The 16,750-nt window shown below is 51.6% G+C and carries 15 protein-coding genes; 8 read left to right on the top strand and 7 right to left on the bottom strand.

The window, feature by feature from the left end:
• Positions 1–51: 51 nt before the first annotated feature.
• The 5 genes from lexA to J4E05_RS00810 form a co-directional block, all read right to left on the bottom strand.
• On the bottom strand, positions 52–765 hold the full coding sequence (gene lexA / locus J4E05_RS00790) for a transcriptional repressor LexA (RefSeq protein ID WP_349591706.1): 714 nt from the start codon (positions 763–765) through the stop codon (positions 52–54).
• 183 nt (positions 766–948) lie between these two features.
• Entirely contained in the window at positions 949–1,428 is a 480-nt protein-coding gene (moaC, locus tag J4E05_RS00795) for a cyclic pyranopterin monophosphate synthase MoaC (RefSeq protein ID WP_349591708.1), read from the bottom strand.
• Entirely contained in the window at positions 1,425–2,222 is a 798-nt protein-coding gene (trpC, locus tag J4E05_RS00800; RefSeq protein WP_349591710.1) for an indole-3-glycerol phosphate synthase TrpC, read from the bottom strand. Before trpC ends, moaC begins: the two co-directional genes overlap by 4 nt.
• Positions 2,219–3,253: an anthranilate phosphoribosyltransferase gene (trpD, locus tag J4E05_RS00805; RefSeq protein WP_349591712.1), complete on the bottom strand. Its 1,035-nt coding sequence runs from the start codon at positions 3,251–3,253 to the stop codon at positions 2,219–2,221. The genes trpC and trpD overlap by 4 nt, the downstream gene beginning before the upstream one ends.
• 34 nt (positions 3,254–3,287) lie before the next feature.
• Entirely contained in the window at positions 3,288–3,860 is a 573-nt protein-coding gene (locus J4E05_RS00810; RefSeq protein WP_085595439.1) for an anthranilate synthase component II, read from the bottom strand.
• 305 nt (positions 3,861–4,165) lie between these two features.
• Between J4E05_RS00810 and J4E05_RS00815 the strand changes: the two genes are divergently transcribed.
• Positions 4,166–5,278 carry a divergent polysaccharide deacetylase family protein gene (locus J4E05_RS00815; RefSeq protein WP_349591714.1) on the top strand — a complete coding sequence of 371 codons (1,113 nt, stop codon included), beginning with the start codon at positions 4,166–4,168 and terminating at the stop codon, positions 5,276–5,278.
• Between the two features lie 94 nt (positions 5,279–5,372).
• Here J4E05_RS00815 and trpE read toward each other — a convergent pair whose 3' ends face one another.
• Together trpE and J4E05_RS00825 are read right to left on the bottom strand one after the other, a co-directional pair.
• The gene (gene trpE / locus J4E05_RS00820) at positions 5,373–6,869 is read right to left on the bottom strand and encodes an anthranilate synthase component I (protein WP_349591716.1); all 1,497 of its coding nucleotides are present in this window, start codon (positions 6,867–6,869) and stop codon (positions 5,373–5,375) included.
• Between the two features lie 90 nt (positions 6,870–6,959).
• The gene (locus tag J4E05_RS00825; protein ID WP_349591718.1) at positions 6,960–8,855 is read right to left on the bottom strand and encodes a SurA N-terminal domain-containing protein; all 1,896 of its coding nucleotides are present in this window, start codon (positions 8,853–8,855) and stop codon (positions 6,960–6,962) included.
• Between the two features lie 327 nt (positions 8,856–9,182).
• Between J4E05_RS00825 and tpiA the strand changes: the two genes are divergently transcribed.
• From tpiA to pdhA, 7 genes are all read left to right on the top strand, one after another.
• Positions 9,183–9,941 (top strand): triose-phosphate isomerase, encoded by a 759-nt coding sequence (gene tpiA, locus J4E05_RS00830; RefSeq protein ID WP_349591720.1) that lies wholly within the window; start codon positions 9,183–9,185, stop codon positions 9,939–9,941.
• Between the two features lie 426 nt (positions 9,942–10,367).
• Positions 10,368–10,712, top strand: a complete 345-nt coding sequence (gene secG, locus J4E05_RS00835) for a preprotein translocase subunit SecG (RefSeq protein ID WP_085583255.1) — start codon at positions 10,368–10,370, stop codon at positions 10,710–10,712.
• A 115-nt stretch (positions 10,713–10,827) separates the two neighbouring features.
• The gene (pyrG, locus tag J4E05_RS00840) at positions 10,828–12,456 is read left to right on the top strand and encodes a CTP synthase (RefSeq protein ID WP_085593590.1); all 1,629 of its coding nucleotides are present in this window, start codon (positions 10,828–10,830) and stop codon (positions 12,454–12,456) included.
• 29 nt (positions 12,457–12,485) lie between these two features.
• Complete coding sequence (gene kdsA / locus J4E05_RS00845; RefSeq protein WP_085593636.1) at positions 12,486–13,343, top strand: 3-deoxy-8-phosphooctulonate synthase; 858 nt, start codon at positions 12,486–12,488, stop codon at positions 13,341–13,343.
• A 105-nt stretch (positions 13,344–13,448) separates the two neighbouring features.
• Positions 13,449–14,723, top strand: coding sequence for a phosphopyruvate hydratase (gene eno, locus J4E05_RS00850; RefSeq protein ID WP_085593591.1), 1,275 nt, complete (start codon positions 13,449–13,451; stop codon positions 14,721–14,723).
• Positions 14,724–15,011: 288 nt separating this feature from the next.
• Positions 15,012–15,341 (top strand): FtsB family cell division protein, encoded by a 330-nt coding sequence (locus J4E05_RS00855; RefSeq protein ID WP_349591724.1) that lies wholly within the window; start codon positions 15,012–15,014, stop codon positions 15,339–15,341.
• A 390-nt stretch (positions 15,342–15,731) separates the two neighbouring features.
• Positions 15,732–16,742 carry a pyruvate dehydrogenase (acetyl-transferring) E1 component subunit alpha gene (pdhA, locus tag J4E05_RS00860; RefSeq protein ID WP_085593593.1) on the top strand — a complete coding sequence of 337 codons (1,011 nt, stop codon included), beginning with the start codon at positions 15,732–15,734 and terminating at the stop codon, positions 16,740–16,742.
• The last annotated feature ends 8 nt before the right edge of the window (positions 16,743–16,750 follow it).

The raw sequence follows: 16,750 nt of genomic DNA on the forward strand, positions 1-16,750 counted from the left end.
TTTGCGAGAAAAAGGCATGCCTGTAAACTGGTTGCGCGGGTAGATTACCCCTTAATATTGGCGTAAAAGACCAACAAGGCGGCCCTGAATTTGTACGCGGTCCGGTGTTAACGAACGGGTTTCGTAACGCGCATTGGCAGGCTCAAGCAGAATTTGCCCCAAACCGCGTTTAAACCGTTTAAGCGTGGCTTCGCTGTCATCAACCAATGCGACAACAATGGTACCATCGTTGGCCTGTTCACAGCGCTGAATCAGAACAGTATCACCGTCAAGAATGCCGGCTTCGATCATTGAGTCACCCGAAACTTCAAGCGCATAATGTTCGCCTGTTCCCAAAAGGGCGGCAGGCACCTGAACATGTGTGCTTTGATCACGCAGGGCTTCGATCGGCGTGCCTGCAGCAATACGGCCAAATAACGGAAGAGAGACACTTTCCTGTATTTCGGAAAAGGCCGATGGCACCATGGCAGGCCGATGAGTGGTTTTGCGCGCCGATGTTATTGGCGTAACACGGGCTGTGGTGGCCGTTGCGGGTGCATCGTCTTCGTTATTGTCGGGCAGGCGAAGAACTTCAAGGGCGCGCGCGCGATGTGCAAGCCGGCGGATAAAACCGCGTTCTTCAAGGCCGGTGATCAAACGATGAATGCCCGATTTGGATTTAAGGCTTAGCGCTTCTTTCATCTCGTCGAATGATGGCGAGATACCATGATCGCGAAGATGATTGTCGATATAGACCAGCAATTCATATTGCTTGCGCGTCAGCATGGCGTTTTCCCGAACCCAAATAAGAACAAATCGAATACGTTAATGTTCTACTTTGGTTCCGGTTTGGGGTCAAGCATCTAACGTGCTCTCATACCTTTTCCACACGTTTTATGTGGTTAAAGGCAGCGAAATGACTTTTCCGGGCCAAATGCGCCTAATGCTTGCTACCGGGGAAGGTGGCAATCAGTCTGCGGTAAAGGTGCCTGATTTGCCACCTTCTTTGTAAACCACCCGAATATTGGTGAGCTGCATGGTTTTATCAACGGCTTTGCACATGTCAAAAACGGTAAGGGCGGTGATCGAAACCGCTGTCAGGGCCTCCATTTCAACGCCTGTGCGGCCCGATGTTTTACAGGTTGCTGTAATATCAACAGCACTTTCATGTTCGGCCAAAGCTAGCGTAACTAAAACCGAGTCCAAGGGCAGGGGATGGCACAGCGGAATAAGATCCGCGGTGCGTTTTGCCCCCATTATTCCGGCAAGCTGGGAAATGGCGAGGACATCACCCTTTTTATGGCCATGGCGTGCAATCAGATCAGCAGTTGTCTGTTGCATGGTAACGCGACCTTTGGCCGTTGCCGTGCGGGTTGTTACGTCCTTTGCGGAAACATCCACCATCACGGCATTACCACCATCGTCAAAGTGGGTTAGTTTGTTCGTCATGCCGGTTTTGCCAAAAGGGTTTGAGTTGCAAGTTTGACATCATTCTGGCGCATCAGGCTTTCGCCAATAAGAAAGCATTTTGCCCCGACTTTGCCCATGCGGGCCAGATCGTCCGGGGTGAAAATTCCGCTCTCGGCAACCAGTAACCGGTCCTTGTCTACCATCGCAGCCAGTTGTTCGGTTGTGGTAAGGGATACTTCCAAAGTCTTTAAATTTCGGTTGTTTATGCCGATAAGTTTTGATTTTAGGTTAAGGGCGCGTTCAAGTTCCGGTGCGTTATGAACCTCGATCAAAACATCCATTCCCAACTGATGGGACTGGTCTTCAAGCTCGGCTGCTTGTATATCATCAAGGGCGGCCATGATCAGCAAAATGCAGTCTGCGCCCAGCGCGCGGGCTTCGGTAACCTGATAGGGATCAATCATGAAATCCTTGCGCAGAACAGGCAGGTCGACGGCAGCACGTGCTGCGACCAGGTAGGAATCGTCCCCTTGAAAATAGGGAATATCGGTTAGGACAGACAGGCAGCTTGCCCCGCCAGCCTGATAGGCCTGGGCAAGGGCGGGCGGATTAAAATCTTCGCGGATCAGGCCTTTTGACGGGGATGCTTTTTTTATTTCGGCAATCAGTCCATAACGACCTGCGGCAATTGATGCCTCGAGCGATGCAATAAAACCGCGCGGCGCGGATTGTGCGGCGGCAGCGGCTTCAAGCGTGGAAAGCGGCATTTTAGCTTTACAGGCGGCAACGTGATCGCGTTTGTCGTTACAGATACGGTCGAGAACATCGCTCATGCCGCGTTTCCTTCGTTCGAGATTTTCACAAGCAGTTCCAGCGTTTGCGCGGCCTTGCCGTTGTCAATTGCCGCGCGGGCCTGTGCAATGCCATCGGTAAGGTCTTTGGTTTTGCCGGTCACAACAAGGGCTGCCGCCGCGTTTAACAGCACAATGTCGCGATAGGCATTTTTTTGCCCGGCCAGTAAATTGCGAATGGCGGCAGCATTTGTTTCGGCATCCCCACCTTTAAGGTCATCAAGCGAGGCAAGGGCGATGCCATAATCAGCCGGATCAATGTCAAAAGTTGTAACCTTGCCGTCCTTGACTTCGGCGACAAAGGTTGGTCCGGTGACTGAAATTTCGTCAAGCCCGCTATCGCCATGCACCACCCATGCATGTTCCGAACCCAGGCGGTTCAGCACATGGGCAATCGGTTCTACCCAGTCCCGGGCGAAAACGCCAATCACCTGATGTTTTGTTTTGGCCGGGTTGGCTAAGGGGCCTAGCAGGTTAAAAATGGTACGGGTCCCCATTTCCACCCGGGTTGGCATCACATGACGCACGGCTGAATGGTGGCGAGGGGCCATCATGAAGCAAAGATTGATTTCCTTCAGCGATTTTTCCAGAAGGCTCATATCGGCATCCAGATTAACCCCCAATGCAGCCAATACATCGGCCGAGCCGGACTTGGAAGAGGCCGCCCGGTTGCCATGTTTGGCAACTTTGGCGCCGCAAGCGGCAGCCACAATTGCCGCACCTGTCGATATGTTATAGGTGCCGCTACCGTCGCCACCGGTGCCACAGGTGTCGACCGCATCGGGGGCAGCAGTTAAGCCGGTGGCTTTGGCGCGCATGACACGGGCCGCCCCGGTGATTTCATCAATGGTTTCACCGCGCAGCCGCAATGCCATTAAAAACGCCCCCATCTGCGACGGTGTTGCCTGACCTGACATTAAAACGTCAAAGGCTTGTTCGGCTTCCTGCTCGCTTAGGGTGGCGCCAGTGGCAACTTTGGCCAGTGTCGGTTTGAGATCATGTTCCGTTGACATGGAATGTTCCCTTTTTTTGTTGGCGCCGAACACTTCAGGCGGCGGAGAAATCAATAAAATTTTTCAAAAGTTCGTGGCCATGCTCGGATGCGATGCTTTCAGGGTGGAATTGAACACCGTGAATTTCATGATCGCGATGGCGCATTCCCATAATTAATCCATCCGCACTTTCGGCGGTAATTTCCAGGCAATCAGGTAATGTCGCCCGGTCAACAACCAGCGAGTGGTAACGTGTTGCAATAACTGGCGAAGGCAAGCCTTTGAAAACACTGGATCCAGTGTGGATCATTCCATCGGTTTTGCCATGCATACATTGGGGCGCACGTACAACGTCGCCGCCAAATGCTGCGCCAATGGCCTGATGGCCAAGGCAAACACCCAACAGTTTTATCTGCCCGGCAGCCTGTTTGATCAGCTCGACACAGATGCCCGCCTGTTGCGGGTCACATGGGCCGGGGGAAATCACAATTCCTTCCGGGCGCAAGGCAAGGGCATCGGCAACGCTGATTTCATCGTTGCGGACCACTTTGACCTCAGGGCCAAGTTCACGTAAAAAATGCCACAAATTAAATGTGAAGCTGTCATAATTGTCGATGAGCAGATACATCGTGGTCCCGGGACTTCCTGTGTTTCAGACCGGGCGAGAATAAACGGCATTGCCGCTACGTCAAGCGATAGCGGTACGGATTTTCAGCCTTTAACAGGCTGCTAACCACAGATCAGGTAAGAATACCCCGCCAGGATCGATCTGGTAGTTCGTTTGCCTTATCACAGGCAGACGTGCTTTGCGTTATTATGGGCATCAAGACCCGAAATTTCATGGATTGGAGATACGGCGTGGCACGGCGCTCAACACCGGCAAAAAAGAAAAAGCCAGCGACACGTGGCAAAGCACAAACCCGGAAGAAAACGGTGAAAAAGCCCGGCGATTTTCGACGGCTTATGTTAGGGGCCGCGATGGTGGCCGGAGCTGTTTCAGCAATGATTGCCGCAGGCAGTATGCTGGAGCTTGACCGCGCAGCCCACAAGGCAGTGAGTGATTTGTCGTCAGGGTCGTCAACACAACCGAATCCACCGGAGCGGCAGACATCAAAGCCGCCAAAAATGGATTTTTCCAAGGGATATGATGCACCAAACCGGCCCGGATATATGGTGGAAAGAACGCCGGAGGACATTGATAAAACCGAACCGGATGCCTTGCCGCAGCCCAGGCCTAATCCGTCGCCAAATGTTGGATCAATACCAAAGCTTAATCCTGAACCTTTGCCGCATGCAGAACCGCCGGCGAACACCGAACTGGCATGGCAAAAATTTGCCACTCATGTACCCGATACCGGTTCCGCACCAGTTATTGCGATTGTCATAGATGACGCCGGGATCGATAAACCGAGAACCGAACGAGCGGCAGAGTTGCCGGGGCCAATTACGATTTCATATTTACCTTATGCAACCCATTTGCCTGAACAGGTGGCAACTGCGCGCAAACGCGGCCATGAAATTTTGCTGCATATGCCAATGGAACCGACATCACGAACGGTTGACCCGGGGCCACACGCACTTTTAACCAGCTATGACAAGGTCGCGATCCTGAACGAAATGACATGGATGCTGGACCGTTTTACCGGTTATGTTGGCGTTAACAACCATATGGGCAGTAAATTTACGTCGGACCCCGAACGCATGGCCGTTGTCATGCAGGTGATGAAATCGCGAGGGTTAATGTTTTTAGACTCGCGGACAAGCGCAAAATCCGTCGGGTATCAGGAAGCCGGGAAATACAGCGTTCCCGCTATTGAGCGCGATGTGTTTATTGATGATGCCGATGATGCCGGCAAAATTTCGGCAATGCTGGATCGTGTTGAACATGTTGCCAGCAAACGTGGCTATGCCGTTGCTATTGGTCATCCCCGTGATCTGACGCTGGAAGCCTTGACCAAATGGATTCCCAAAATGCAGGCCGCAGGGTTTATCTTTGTGCCTGCCACCGATATTGTTCGTCGTACAGGTGTTAAAGTGACCGGCTGACAGCACAATTTGGTTTTTAACAGCTGAGCAAATAAAAAACGGGAGCCGCAAAAAGGGGGCTCCCGTTTTTGGTTTTTCAGGCTTTTTTCAAGGGTCAGGCAAATCGATGGGCCTCGCGGCACGCGGCCATCAGGGCTCCGGCCTTGTTTCGGCATTCCTGATGTTCCATGTCGGGTTTGCTATCAACAACAATCCCTGCACCGGCCTGAATATGAATCACTTCATCCTTGATGACGGCGGTGCGAAGGGCAATGCAGGTATCCATTGATCCATCAGCCGAAATATAACCGATACATCCGGCATAAATGCCACGTCGCACCGGCTCCAGCTCATCAATGATTTCCATGGCCCGGACTTTGGGCGCGCCGGAAACGGTACCAGCCGGAAATCCTGCTTTCAGGGCATCCATCGCATCATATTGCGGGTCTATCTGACCGACCACGTTTGAAACAATATGCATGACATGAGAATAATATTCGATGGTTTCGCGGTCAGTAACACGGACGGTGCCCGGTTGTGATACCCGGCCCACATCATTGCGCCCCAGATCCAGCAGCATCAGGTGTTCGGACCGTTCCTTGGGGTCGTCAAGCAGGTCTTTGGCCAGCGCTTTGTCTTCTTCGGAGTTTTTGCCTCGTTTGCGGGTGCCGGCAATAGGGCGAATGGTGACTTCCCCATCGCGCAGGCGGACAAGAATTTCCGGGCTGGCACCAACCACCTGAAAACCGCCTATATCAAGATAGAACATGAAGGGCGAGGGGTTAATGCGTCGCAACGCACGGTAAAACGCGAAGGGCGGCAATTGGTAGGGTAGGGAATAGCGTTGTGACAGAACGACCTGAAAAATGTCGCCAGCCCGGATATATTCCTTGGCCTTTTCGACCATGTCGTAATAACCGGCTTCATCAACGCTTACTTGCGGTTCAGGCAGATCCTGAGGAACGGTGCGGGATCGACGATCGATAAACAGATTACGCTGAAAGTGCTGCACTACATCGTTTAGACGCGCACATGCCAGGTCATAGGCTGCGGCGGCATCAATACCGGATTCCGGGCGTACAGGCGTTACCACTGTGACAGTATCTGCAATGGTGTCAAAGCTGGCTGTGACGGTCGGGCGGATGAAAATTCCGTCCGGAACATCAAGATTATCAGGGTTGTTGTCGGGCAGCTTTTCCATCAGTCGAACGGTGTCATAGCCCATATAACCAACCAGGCCTGCGCTCATGGGGGGTAAATGATCGGGCAGGTTGATATGGCTTTCGGAAATCAGGGATTTCAGGGCATCCAGCGGTTTTTCGTCCTGGGCAATAAAGGCATCCGCATCTGCCATAACCCGGCGGTTGATTTCTGCCTTGTCCCCAAAGCACCGCCAGATCAGGTCCGGTTTGAAACCGATAAACGAATAGCGGCCACGGCTGGCGCCGCCTTCAACCGATTCAAGTAAATAGGTATTGGGAAGGCCTTCGGCCAATTTCAGAAATGCTGATACCGGCGTGTCAAGATCGGCGGTAAGGGATGTGTAAACAACCTGCGCAATGCCATTTTCATGGTTGCGGGCAAAGCTTGCGAAATCCGGTTTGATGTCCATGACGCAATCCGATCAAAACCAAACGTAAAAGTAACTGGAATGAAAAAAGGGCGATCCGGTTACCGGATCGCCCCACATAGGTTGTCCTGCCTAGTTGGCTGGGGCGTTTTGGGCATACAGCCCGTTTACAACGCCATTATTCAGGCTGATGGAAATGTCATCGCGCAAATAGTCCAGATATTGCGAAACGATATCCTGATCCAGGCTGTCTTGCAGTTCCGAAACAATCGGGTCGTCTTTGCCAGTGGTGTCACCGGCAGGTTTGATGGTGTCGAGAACAACAACCGAAACACCGTTTTCCCCGACAACCGACTGTGCCTTGCCCTGTGCAAGGTTAAACAGCGCACCGGCAATGGCGGGGTTGGCATCGGCCGACAAACCACGACCATCGCGTTTGGTCATGCCGGTATCGTCGATGCTGTTATCAAGTTCGGCAGCAATGTCATCAATTTTTGCCCCCTGATCATTGATACGGGCGGCAAGGGCATCGGCTTTTTCGCCCAGCAGGCGTTGTTTTTCGTCAGCCTTCCAGGCCGTTTCAACGGCATCGCGCACGTCGTCGAACGGTTGCACTGCTGACGGGGTAACCTTGGTTACGCTGACGACATAACGGTTGCCATTCTGGGTTTCTTCCAGAAAGCTTTCGTCGCCTTCGTTCAATTCGTAAATTTTCGAATTGATTTCCTTACTGTCAACAATGCCCTGTCCCAGATCCTGACCTTTTTTAATGTCGGTAAGGGTAAATAGCTGCGCATTCACTTTTGCTGCGGCATCTTTTAAGGACGTACCCGCACCCAACTCATCGTCAAGCTGGGCAGCAATATCAAAAATCTGATCTTCGGCTTTTTGGCGTTTTACGCCATTTTCAACCTGTTCGCGAACTTCATCCAGGCTTTGTTCGTGGGCCGGGGTGATTGATGTTACGCGCATGATGTGCCAGCCAAGAGCCGTTTCAACTGGTTCGGAATACCCACCTTCAGGCAAGCCAAATACTGTATCGCGCAGATCAGGAAGCATGTTGTCCTTGGTGAATTCGCCAAGTTTGACAACCGATTCTTTCATGCCTGCCTGCTCGGTTGCGACTTTCATAAAGTCTTCGCCGCCCTGAAGTGCTTTATAGGCTTCCGATGCACTTTCCTTGTCGTTCGGCGCAAACAGAATTTGTTCTACGGCACGTTTTTCCGGGGTTTGAAACTCGCCAATCCGCTGGTTATAGGCATCAAGCACTTCGTCGTCGGTAACGTCCATAGTTTGTGCAAGGTGATCAACCGTCAACAAGGCCAGTGTCGCGTTACGGGTTTCCGGGGCGGTAAACTGGCCGCTATGATCGTCATGAAATTTTTTTAAAACATCGTCAGACGGGGTTTCTATTGCGGCAATGTCATCATCGCCCAACGTAATGAAACGTCCGCTGCGGTCTTCATTGCGATAGGCCGCAATGGCTTTAACCAACGGTGACGGCGGGGTGCTGGCGGCGCTCAGGCTACCAACAACCTGCTGGCTCATCAGGTCACTTCGCATGCCTTCGATGAATTCCGGCTCGCTATATCCGTTTTGATACAGGATTTGCAGGAATTTTTGACGGTCAAACTGGCCGGTCGTTTCATCCTTGAAACTTTTATTATTGAAAATGTTGTCGCGAACTTTGTCATCGCTAATACCGATGCCCATGTCCCTTGCATTTTCTTCCAGCAGTTTTTGAGACACCAGACCCTGAACCGTATTGTTCAGAAGCCCCATCTGAATGGCTTGCTGCTGATCAAAGCCAGGGCCGAAAACCCGGCGCATTTTATCGATATTGCGTTTGAAGGCGCGGTCCAGTTCGGCAGGACTGATAGACTGGCTGCCGACTTCGGCGACTTCGCGGGAATTGCCAAGGCTCAACATCGAGGCATTAAGCCCCCATGCGACAAAGCTGATCGCGATGATGCCAAACAGAACTTTGGCAAAGATGGATTTCGAAAATGTGCGAATGCCAGATAGCATATTCAGTAGCCTAACAATTCGTTGCGTCGGACCGGCGCCAGTTGGCCGGCAACTTTTCATGCCAAAACGGTCCCGGTAACCGGGAAAAACCGTGCGGATCGGTGGCGCATCTTAATGGGGAGAGGATAGGGCGGCAACACCCGATTGCATAAGCCGTTTCAATTGCTGTGGCAAGGGCCTCCAACCGGGGTTGGCCCGGATGTTCTCACATGCTAAAACACGGGCAGGAAACGTTTTATAACTCTTCGGTTCTGATGTTGCGAATAAGGCGTCCGTCCCATAATACCGGGCTTTGTCGCATCACCGGTTAAAAAAAGGAAAAATTCAATGTCAGGTCGTCGTCCGTTAATTGCCGGTAACTGGAAAATGAACTGCTTGCGTGCTGATGGTTTGGCGCTGGCCAGTGGCCTTGCAGCCAAATTGTCGTCTGCGGCGCAAAAACCGGTTTGCGATATATTATTGTGTCCGCCGGCTACCTTGCTGGCTGACGTGGTGGGAGTCCTTGGTCATTGTGATATTCATGCGGGCGGGCAGGATTGCCATTTTGACAAAAATGGCGCGCATACTGGCGATATCGCTGCATCCATGCTGGCCGACATTGGTGCCAGCCATGTTATTTTGGGCCATTCGGAACGTCGTGCCGATCACGGTGAAAGCTCAACCGTCATCCGTCAGAAAACCATTGCCGCCCATGATGCCGGGCTGATTGCTGTTGTTTGTGTGGGCGAAACGGAGCAGGAACGCGACCTTGGGGCGGCTATTTCTGTTGTGTGCGGGCAGATGGATGTTTCCTTGCCCAAGGGGGCAAATGCCGAAAATACCGTAATAGCCTATGAACCAGTTTGGGCCATTGGTACCGGACGGACGGCGGCTGTCGAAGATGTTGCCGAAATGCACGCCGCCATTCGACGCAAGCTAAAAGAACGTTTTGGCGACGCCGATGGTTTTCGTATTCTTTACGGTGGTTCTGTTAAACCGTCCAATGCGGCCGAATTGCTGGCGGTTGATCATGTTGACGGGGCCCTTGTGGGCGGGGCGAGCCTTAAGGTCGAGGATTTCTGGGGGATCATCGATAGCTGCGACTGATCACTGTCAGTTGTTTTTTCTGATCCCGAGGGGCGCAGGTTGTGCTGGTGTAATTGCACTGGCATTACTTGTGACAAGTAAGCTGTTTTCCTGTGCGAATGGACGTTCGGCAAATTTATTTGCCTGTTTGCCACGAAAGGCAGGCGGGGATGTTGCAATTTGACGCGGGATCGGTGAAAATGGGTTCCCGGCGCAAGATGTTCGTTCTTGCTCGACGCCGGGAATTTTCCCGTACAAATTAAAGATGGTGTTTTCCTGCCGGTCGCAGGGACGACGTTATTGCATGCGGTTGTGAATTTATGGTTATAAACGTACGAAATACGGACTAGCCAACCGTTTCAAAACACGTTAAACACGCATCAAATTTTGCCCGGTACGGCAACAAAATCGTTGCCGCCGGATTTACAAGTCAAGAGTTTTGAGGCCATGCAGACTGTCATTCTGGTTATCCACCTGCTTCTTGCGATCGGCTTGATTGCCGTAATTCTGGTTCAGCGCAGTGAAGGCGGCGGGCTTGGTATTGGCGGCGGCAATAGCGGCGGCGGTAATTTTGGTGTCATGAGTTCGCGCAGTGCGGCGAACCTTCTGACCCGAACGACTGCAATTCTTGCTGCGGCCTTCATGATTACAAGCCTTGGTCTGGCCCTGTTGACCAATACCCGTACCGCACCAACATCGATCCTTGATCAGGTGCCTGCACCGGCTGCGACTTCCGATATGGAAAAAACGGCCCCGGCACAGGATAGCGGTCCGGCGGCGCCGACCCGCTAACACATATACCGATTATCAGAGGCGGCAAAATTGCCGCCTCAATTTTTGAATTGTTTGCTCCCCCGGTTCGCAATCTGCGTAACCGTGGCTTTGTGCTTTGAGATGAGGCATAGACATGACCCGTTATATTTTCATTACCGGTGGCGTTGTTTCTTCGCTGGGCAAAGGCTTGGCGTCTGCTGCATTGGGTGCCTCGCTTCAGGCGCGTGGTTTTACCGTCCGTTTGCGTAAACTTGATCCCTATATCAACGTTGACCCGGGCACTATGAGCCCCTATCAGCATGGCGAAGTTTACGTTACCGAAGACGGTGCCGAAACGGACCTTGACCTTGGCCATTATGAACGTTTCACCGGTGTGTCGTCACGCCGTTCTGATAACGTCACCACTGGACGTATCTATTCGTCAGTTATTGCCCGCGAACGCCGTGGTGATTATCTGGGCGGGACTGTCCAGGTCATTCCGCACATCACCGATGCCATCAAGGAATTCGTCCAAAGTGATGCGACCGAGGATTTTGTCCTGGTCGAAATTGGCGGTACGGTTGGCGATATCGAAAGCCTGCCGTTCCTTGAAGCCATTCGTCAGATGGGCAACGAACTGGGAGATGGCCGGACAATGTTCCTGCATCTTACCCTGGTTCCTTATATTCCGTCAGCGGGTGAGCTGAAAACCAAACCGACCCAGCATTCTGTCAAGGAATTGCAGTCGCTTGGTATTCAGCCCGACATTTTGCTGTGCCGCTGTGATCGCGAAATTCCGGTTAATGAACGTCGCAAAATTGCGCGGTTCTGTAACGTGCGCGAAGCGTCGGTCATTCCGGCTTATGATGTCGACAATATTTATCAGGTGCCGATCAGCTACCATAAATATGGCCTGGATAACGAAGTTCTGCATCATTTTGGCTTGCAGGCCCAGGATCCCGATATGGGCCCTTGGGAAGACATCTGCGACACTGTTCGCAACCCGGAAGGTGAAGTCACTATCGGGATTGTCGGTAAATACATTCAGTTGCCTGATGCCTATAAATCGCTGACCGAGGCACTGGTGCATGGCGGTATCAGCAACAAGGTTCGGGTGAAGATTGAATGGATCGCATCTGACGATCTTGAAAAAACCGAGAATGTCAGCGAACGCCTGAGCAAACTTGATGCGATTATGGTGCCAGGTGGATTTGGCGAACGGGGTGCTGAAGGCAAAATTGCCGCGGCACGATATGCCCGTGAAAACAAGGTGCCTTATTTTGGCATTTGTTTTGGCATGCAAATGGCTGTTCTGGAAGCTGCACGTAACCTCGCGGGCATTACCAATGCATCTTCGTCTGAATTTGGTCCGACCGACGTGCCGCTGGTTGGCCTGATGACTGAATGGTCCAAGGACGGCGGACGTGTTGAACGTCGTAGTGGCGAAGATGACCTTGGCGGCACCATGCGTTTAGGTAATTATGAATGCAAACTGGTGGCCGGGACGCGTGCCCGTGAAATTTACGGTACTGAAACGGTTCTTGAACGTCACCGTCATCGTTATGAAGTTAATATCAACTTCCTTGATCAGCTTGAGCAAAAAGGCCTGAAATTTTCAGGTCTGTCGCCAGACGGGCGTTTGCCGGAAATTGTCGAATATCCGGATCATCCGTGGTTTGTTGGCGTGCAGTTCCATCCGGAATTGCGCTCGCGTCCGCTGGACCCACATCCGTTGTTTGTGTCTTATATCAAGGCTGCCAAAGAACGTAGCCGTCTGGTTTAATGCTGCCTGGAACGTGCAAGGATGTTGAAATGAACGCGATTAAAACCGTTAAAGTCGGCAATATCGAATTTGCCAATGACAAACCCTTTGCATTGCTGGCTGGCCCTTGCGCCATCGAAAGCCGCCAGCACGCATTGGAAATGGCAACGGCCCTGAAAGAACTGGCCAGTGCAATGGGCATTGGGCTGGTTTATAAAAGTTCGTTCGATAAAGCCAATCGCACCAGCAATAAATCGAAGCGGGGCGTAGGTTTGCACGAAGGAATTGATATTCTGGGCGAAGTCAAGGATGTCACCGGGTTGCCAATCGTTACCGATGTTCATTTGCCTGACCAGTGTGCCGAGGTTGCCAGGGTTGCGGATATTTTGCAAATTCCGGCGTTTTTGTGCCGCCAGACCGATTTGTTGATGGCAGCGGCCGCCACCGGCAAGGCTATCAATGTGAAAAAAGGTCAGTTCCTTGCCCCTTGGGACATGGCCAACGTTGCCGACAAAATTGCCGAGGCGGGCAACGAAAATATTATGCTTTGTGATCGCGGAACCAGTTTTGGTTATAACACACTGGTTACCGATTTCCGTGGACTTCCCACCATGGCCCGACAGGGCTATCCGATTGTGTTTGATGCCACCCATTCCGTCCAGCAACCGGGCGGGCAGGGTGGCACGACGGGCGGACAGCGTGAATTTGCGCCTGTTTTGGCCCGTGCAGCTGTTTCTGTTGGTGTTGCGGCATTGTTTATCGAAACCCACGACAATCCTGATGCAGCCATCAGCGACGGACCCAATCAAATCCCTCTTGGCAAACTCCCGGAAGTCCTTTCGGTCCTAAAGGAGTTTGATGCTGTAGCGAAGGCCAATCCGGTTCGTCTGGATATGTTCGACGCTTGATTTAAAGGTGCCGCCATATTTTGTGGCGGCATTTCTTTTATGCTGTAACCGACGCGGCCCGACATTTGGGTCGTTCAATATGTCAGTAAGGAGAGTTGTTTCGTCATGACCGCTATCATTGATATCCGCGGGCGCGAAATTCTGGACAGTCGGGGTAACCCGACGGTTGAGGTTGATGTGACTTTGGAAAGTGGCGCCTTTGGTCGGGCTGCCGTTCCCTCTGGTGCATCGACTGGCGCACACGAAGCCGTCGAACTGCGTGACAAGGAAGACCGTTATCTGGGTAAGGGCGTTACCAAAGCTGTTTCTGCCGTAAATGGTGAAATTTTTGAAGCTTTGGCCGGAGTGGATGCCGAAGAGCAGATCGAAATCGATCAGGCTATGATTGATCTTGATGGTACTGCGAACAAAAGCCGTTTGGGCGCCAATGCCATTTTAGGTGTCTCTCTGGCTGTGGCCAAGGCCGCCGCACAGGAAGCCGGTTTGCCGCTGTATCGCTATATCGGTGGCTCATATGCGCGCACATTGCCGGTGCCGATGATGAACATTATCAATGGTGGCGAACATGCCGATAATGCCATTGATGTGCAGGAATTCATGATTGTGCCGGTGTCGGCTGACTCCGGTACGGATGCGATCCGCATGGGCGCCGAAATTTTCCATCATTTGAAAAAATCTTTGGCGGCTGATGGTCTTAGCACGTCGGTGGGCGATGAAGGTGGCTTTGCCCCGAATATCGCATCGACCGAAGACGCAATCAGCTATGTTATGAAATCGATCGAAGCTGCCGGGTATCGTCCGGGCGAAGACATTATGCTTGCGCTTGATGCTGCATCGACCGAATTTTACAAAGACGGCAAATATGTGCTGGCGGGTGAGGGCAAAACGCTCGATTCCGAGGGCATGGTTAAATATTGGGCCGAGCTTGCCAGCAAATATCCGATTTTCTCGATCGAAGACGGCATGTCCGAAGATGACTGGGACGGTTGGGCTGCGCTGACGCGCGAAATTGGCGATAAAATTCAGCTGGTTGGCGATGATCTGTTTGTGACTAATCCGCTGCGTTTGGCCGATGGTATTTCCAAAGGTGTTGCAAACTCGATCCTGGTCAAAGTAAACCAGATTGGAACGCTCAGCGAAACACTGGAAGCTGTCGAAATGGCCCATCGCGCGGGTTATACGGCTGTTATGTCGCATCGTTCGGGCGAAACTGAAGATTCAACGATTGCTGATCTGGCTGTTGCCACGAATTGCGGGCAGATTAAAACCGGGTCGTTGTCACGTTCTGACCGGTTGGCAAAATATAACCAGCTGATCCGCATCGAAGAACAACTTGGTTTGAGCGCCCGGTATCCAGGTCGTGCGATCCTGAAGAAATAATTTTCTGCTTTTATTTCGGAAGCGAGATGACGAAAAGCCGCCCTGGATCGGGGCGGCTTTTTTTGTTTACGATTTGTTAATTAATCATAAGGCGGCTAAAAAAAGATGTCTGTTTTTAAAACTCTTTTTACCTTGTTGTGATCAAATCACGCTTCAGGATATGGCATTGCGAATACTAAAATTACTAATCATTTGATATTGCGTGAAAATAACTATTGTTGTTTTCTCGTTTTGGTTTGTTAACGTTATGCTTTCCAATCCGTTTTCTGCTTTGGGGCCTTCGATCAAATGTCGTCATCTGCACCGGTAATCCGTCGATTTCGACAGGCCATAGCACCTGTTTTTGCTTTTACAGTAATGGTCTATTTTATCTTCCATAGTGTGGAGGGGGATCGGGGGCTGTTGGCTTACTGGTCGATGCAGGATCGTGTTACCGAGATTTCAAAATTGCGTGACGATATAAAAGCACGTCGCGAACTGTTGGAGCAACGCGTAAAGGCGCTGCGTCCAGGTAGCCTTGATCCCGATCTGCTTGATGAACGTGCCCGTACCATGCTTGATATGGCAAACCGGGACGATGTCATCATCTTCCATCATAATGGGTATGATCAGCCCTGATATTTTCTTTCAGCACGGTTACAATGGCATTAGGTGCGGCGCACACTAGCTTGCGCGCAGGTTTTTGCTGTTTATACGGCAACTGCGAAGATGAATTTTCCTTTGTCAAAATTGTTTTCATAAAAGCATAGCATTTGTGACGCTGTGGAATGAACCATCTGAATTGAGCTTCCTCAAACGTCTGATAATTCACAAAATATCATTTGAACCGTTAAAACTACAATTAACCAATAAACGGTTTATTTGTGATTGTGCATTGCAAAACAAGGCTTTAACGCCCCCAAGATAGCTTGCTTATGTCCGTTGTTTTGGGTAGATATTTCGGTGGTCCAATACCGAATTAAGCTGCTTTTCAAAGAAGCTTAAGCGAGCCATCCACCGGGAGGAACCATGGCGACCACAAAACGCAAACGCGCCACGACGCGCGCCGACAATCAGGCGAGCAGTGACGATCTCCTCAAATATTACCGCGATATGCTTCTGATCCGCCGTTTCGAAGAAAAGGCTGGCCAGCTTTATGGCATGGGCCTGATCGGTGGTTTCTGCCACCTTTATATCGGCCAGGAAGCAGTCGTTGTTGGTATGCAGGCAGCTACATCCGGCGATGACGGTGTGGTAACCAGCTATCGTGATCATGGGCATATGCTGGCATGCGGGATGGATTCCGCTGGTGTCATGGCCGAACTGACCGGTCGTGAGGGTGGTTACTCTCACGGTAAGGGCGGTTCGATGCATATGTTCTCGAAGGAAAAGAACTTTTACGGCGGTCACGGTATTGTCGGCGGACAGGTTCCGTTGGGTACCGGTATTGCCTTTAATTACAAATATCGCGGCGAAGACAAGGTCTGTCTGACCTATCTTGGTGACGGTGCTGTCAACCAGGGGCAGGTTTATGAATCTTTCAACATGGCTGCGCTTTGGAAGCTGCCGGTCGTTTATTGCATTGAAAACAATCAGTACGCGATGGGTACGTCAACACAGCGTCACTCGGCCAGCCCCGACCTTTATCAACGTGGGGAAGCCTATGGCATCCCTGGTGAACAGGTTGATGGCATGGACGTGCTCGCGGTAAAAGAAGCCGGTGAACGTGCGGTCAAGCATTGTCGTGAAGGCAATGGGCCCTACATTCTTGAACTTAAAACCTATCGCTATCGTGGCCACTCGATGTCTGATCCGGCGAAATACCGGACCAAAGACGAGCTGGACAAGATGCGCAAGGAACATGACCCGATCGACATGGTCAAAAAATTGTTGATCGATGCAAGCATCCTTGATGAAGACGGTCTCAAGGAGATCGACAAGGAAGTGAAGGCAGAGGTCGCCAAATCTGCGGAATTTGCACAGAACAGCCCGGAACCCAATCCTTCTGAACTGTTTACCGACATTTTGATCGAAGTCTGATCCAGATT

It is taken from the genome of Thalassospira sp. NFXS8 (genome assembly GCF_040148805.1).
Classification (GTDB): Bacteria; Pseudomonadota; Alphaproteobacteria; order Rhodospirillales; family Thalassospiraceae; genus Thalassospira.

Bases quoted from the DNA above. Each gene is read 5' to 3' on its own strand.
- trpE (WP_349591716.1), bottom strand. From the start codon at position 6,869: ATGGACATCAAACCGGATTTCGCAAGCTTTGCCCGCAACCATGAAAAT.
- J4E05_RS00855 (WP_349591724.1), top strand. From the start codon at position 15,012: ATGTCGTCATCTGCACCGGTAATCCGTCGATTTCGACAGGCCATAGCA.
- J4E05_RS00825 (WP_349591718.1), bottom strand. From the start codon at position 8,855: ATGCTATCTGGCATTCGCACATTTTCGAAATCCATCTTTGCCAAAGTT.
- pdhA (WP_085593593.1), top strand. From the start codon at position 15,732: ATGGCGACCACAAAACGCAAACGCGCCACGACGCGCGCCGACAATCAG.
- pyrG (WP_085593590.1), top strand. From the start codon at position 10,828: ATGACCCGTTATATTTTCATTACCGGTGGCGTTGTTTCTTCGCTGGGC.
- J4E05_RS00810 (WP_085595439.1), bottom strand. From the start codon at position 3,860: ATGTATCTGCTCATCGACAATTATGACAGCTTCACATTTAATTTGTGG.
- tpiA (WP_349591720.1), top strand. From the start codon at position 9,183: ATGTCAGGTCGTCGTCCGTTAATTGCCGGTAACTGGAAAATGAACTGC.
- moaC (WP_349591708.1), bottom strand. From the start codon at position 1,428: ATGACGAACAAACTAACCCACTTTGACGATGGTGGTAATGCCGTGATG.
- eno (WP_085593591.1), top strand. From the start codon at position 13,449: ATGACCGCTATCATTGATATCCGCGGGCGCGAAATTCTGGACAGTCGG.
- trpD (WP_349591712.1), bottom strand. From the start codon at position 3,253: ATGTCAACGGAACATGATCTCAAACCGACACTGGCCAAAGTTGCCACT.
- kdsA (WP_085593636.1), top strand. From the start codon at position 12,486: ATGAACGCGATTAAAACCGTTAAAGTCGGCAATATCGAATTTGCCAAT.
- lexA (WP_349591706.1), bottom strand. From the start codon at position 765: ATGCTGACGCGCAAGCAATATGAATTGCTGGTCTATATCGACAATCAT.
- trpC (WP_349591710.1), bottom strand. From the start codon at position 2,222: ATGAGCGATGTTCTCGACCGTATCTGTAACGACAAACGCGATCACGTT.
- secG (WP_085583255.1), top strand. From the start codon at position 10,368: ATGCAGACTGTCATTCTGGTTATCCACCTGCTTCTTGCGATCGGCTTG.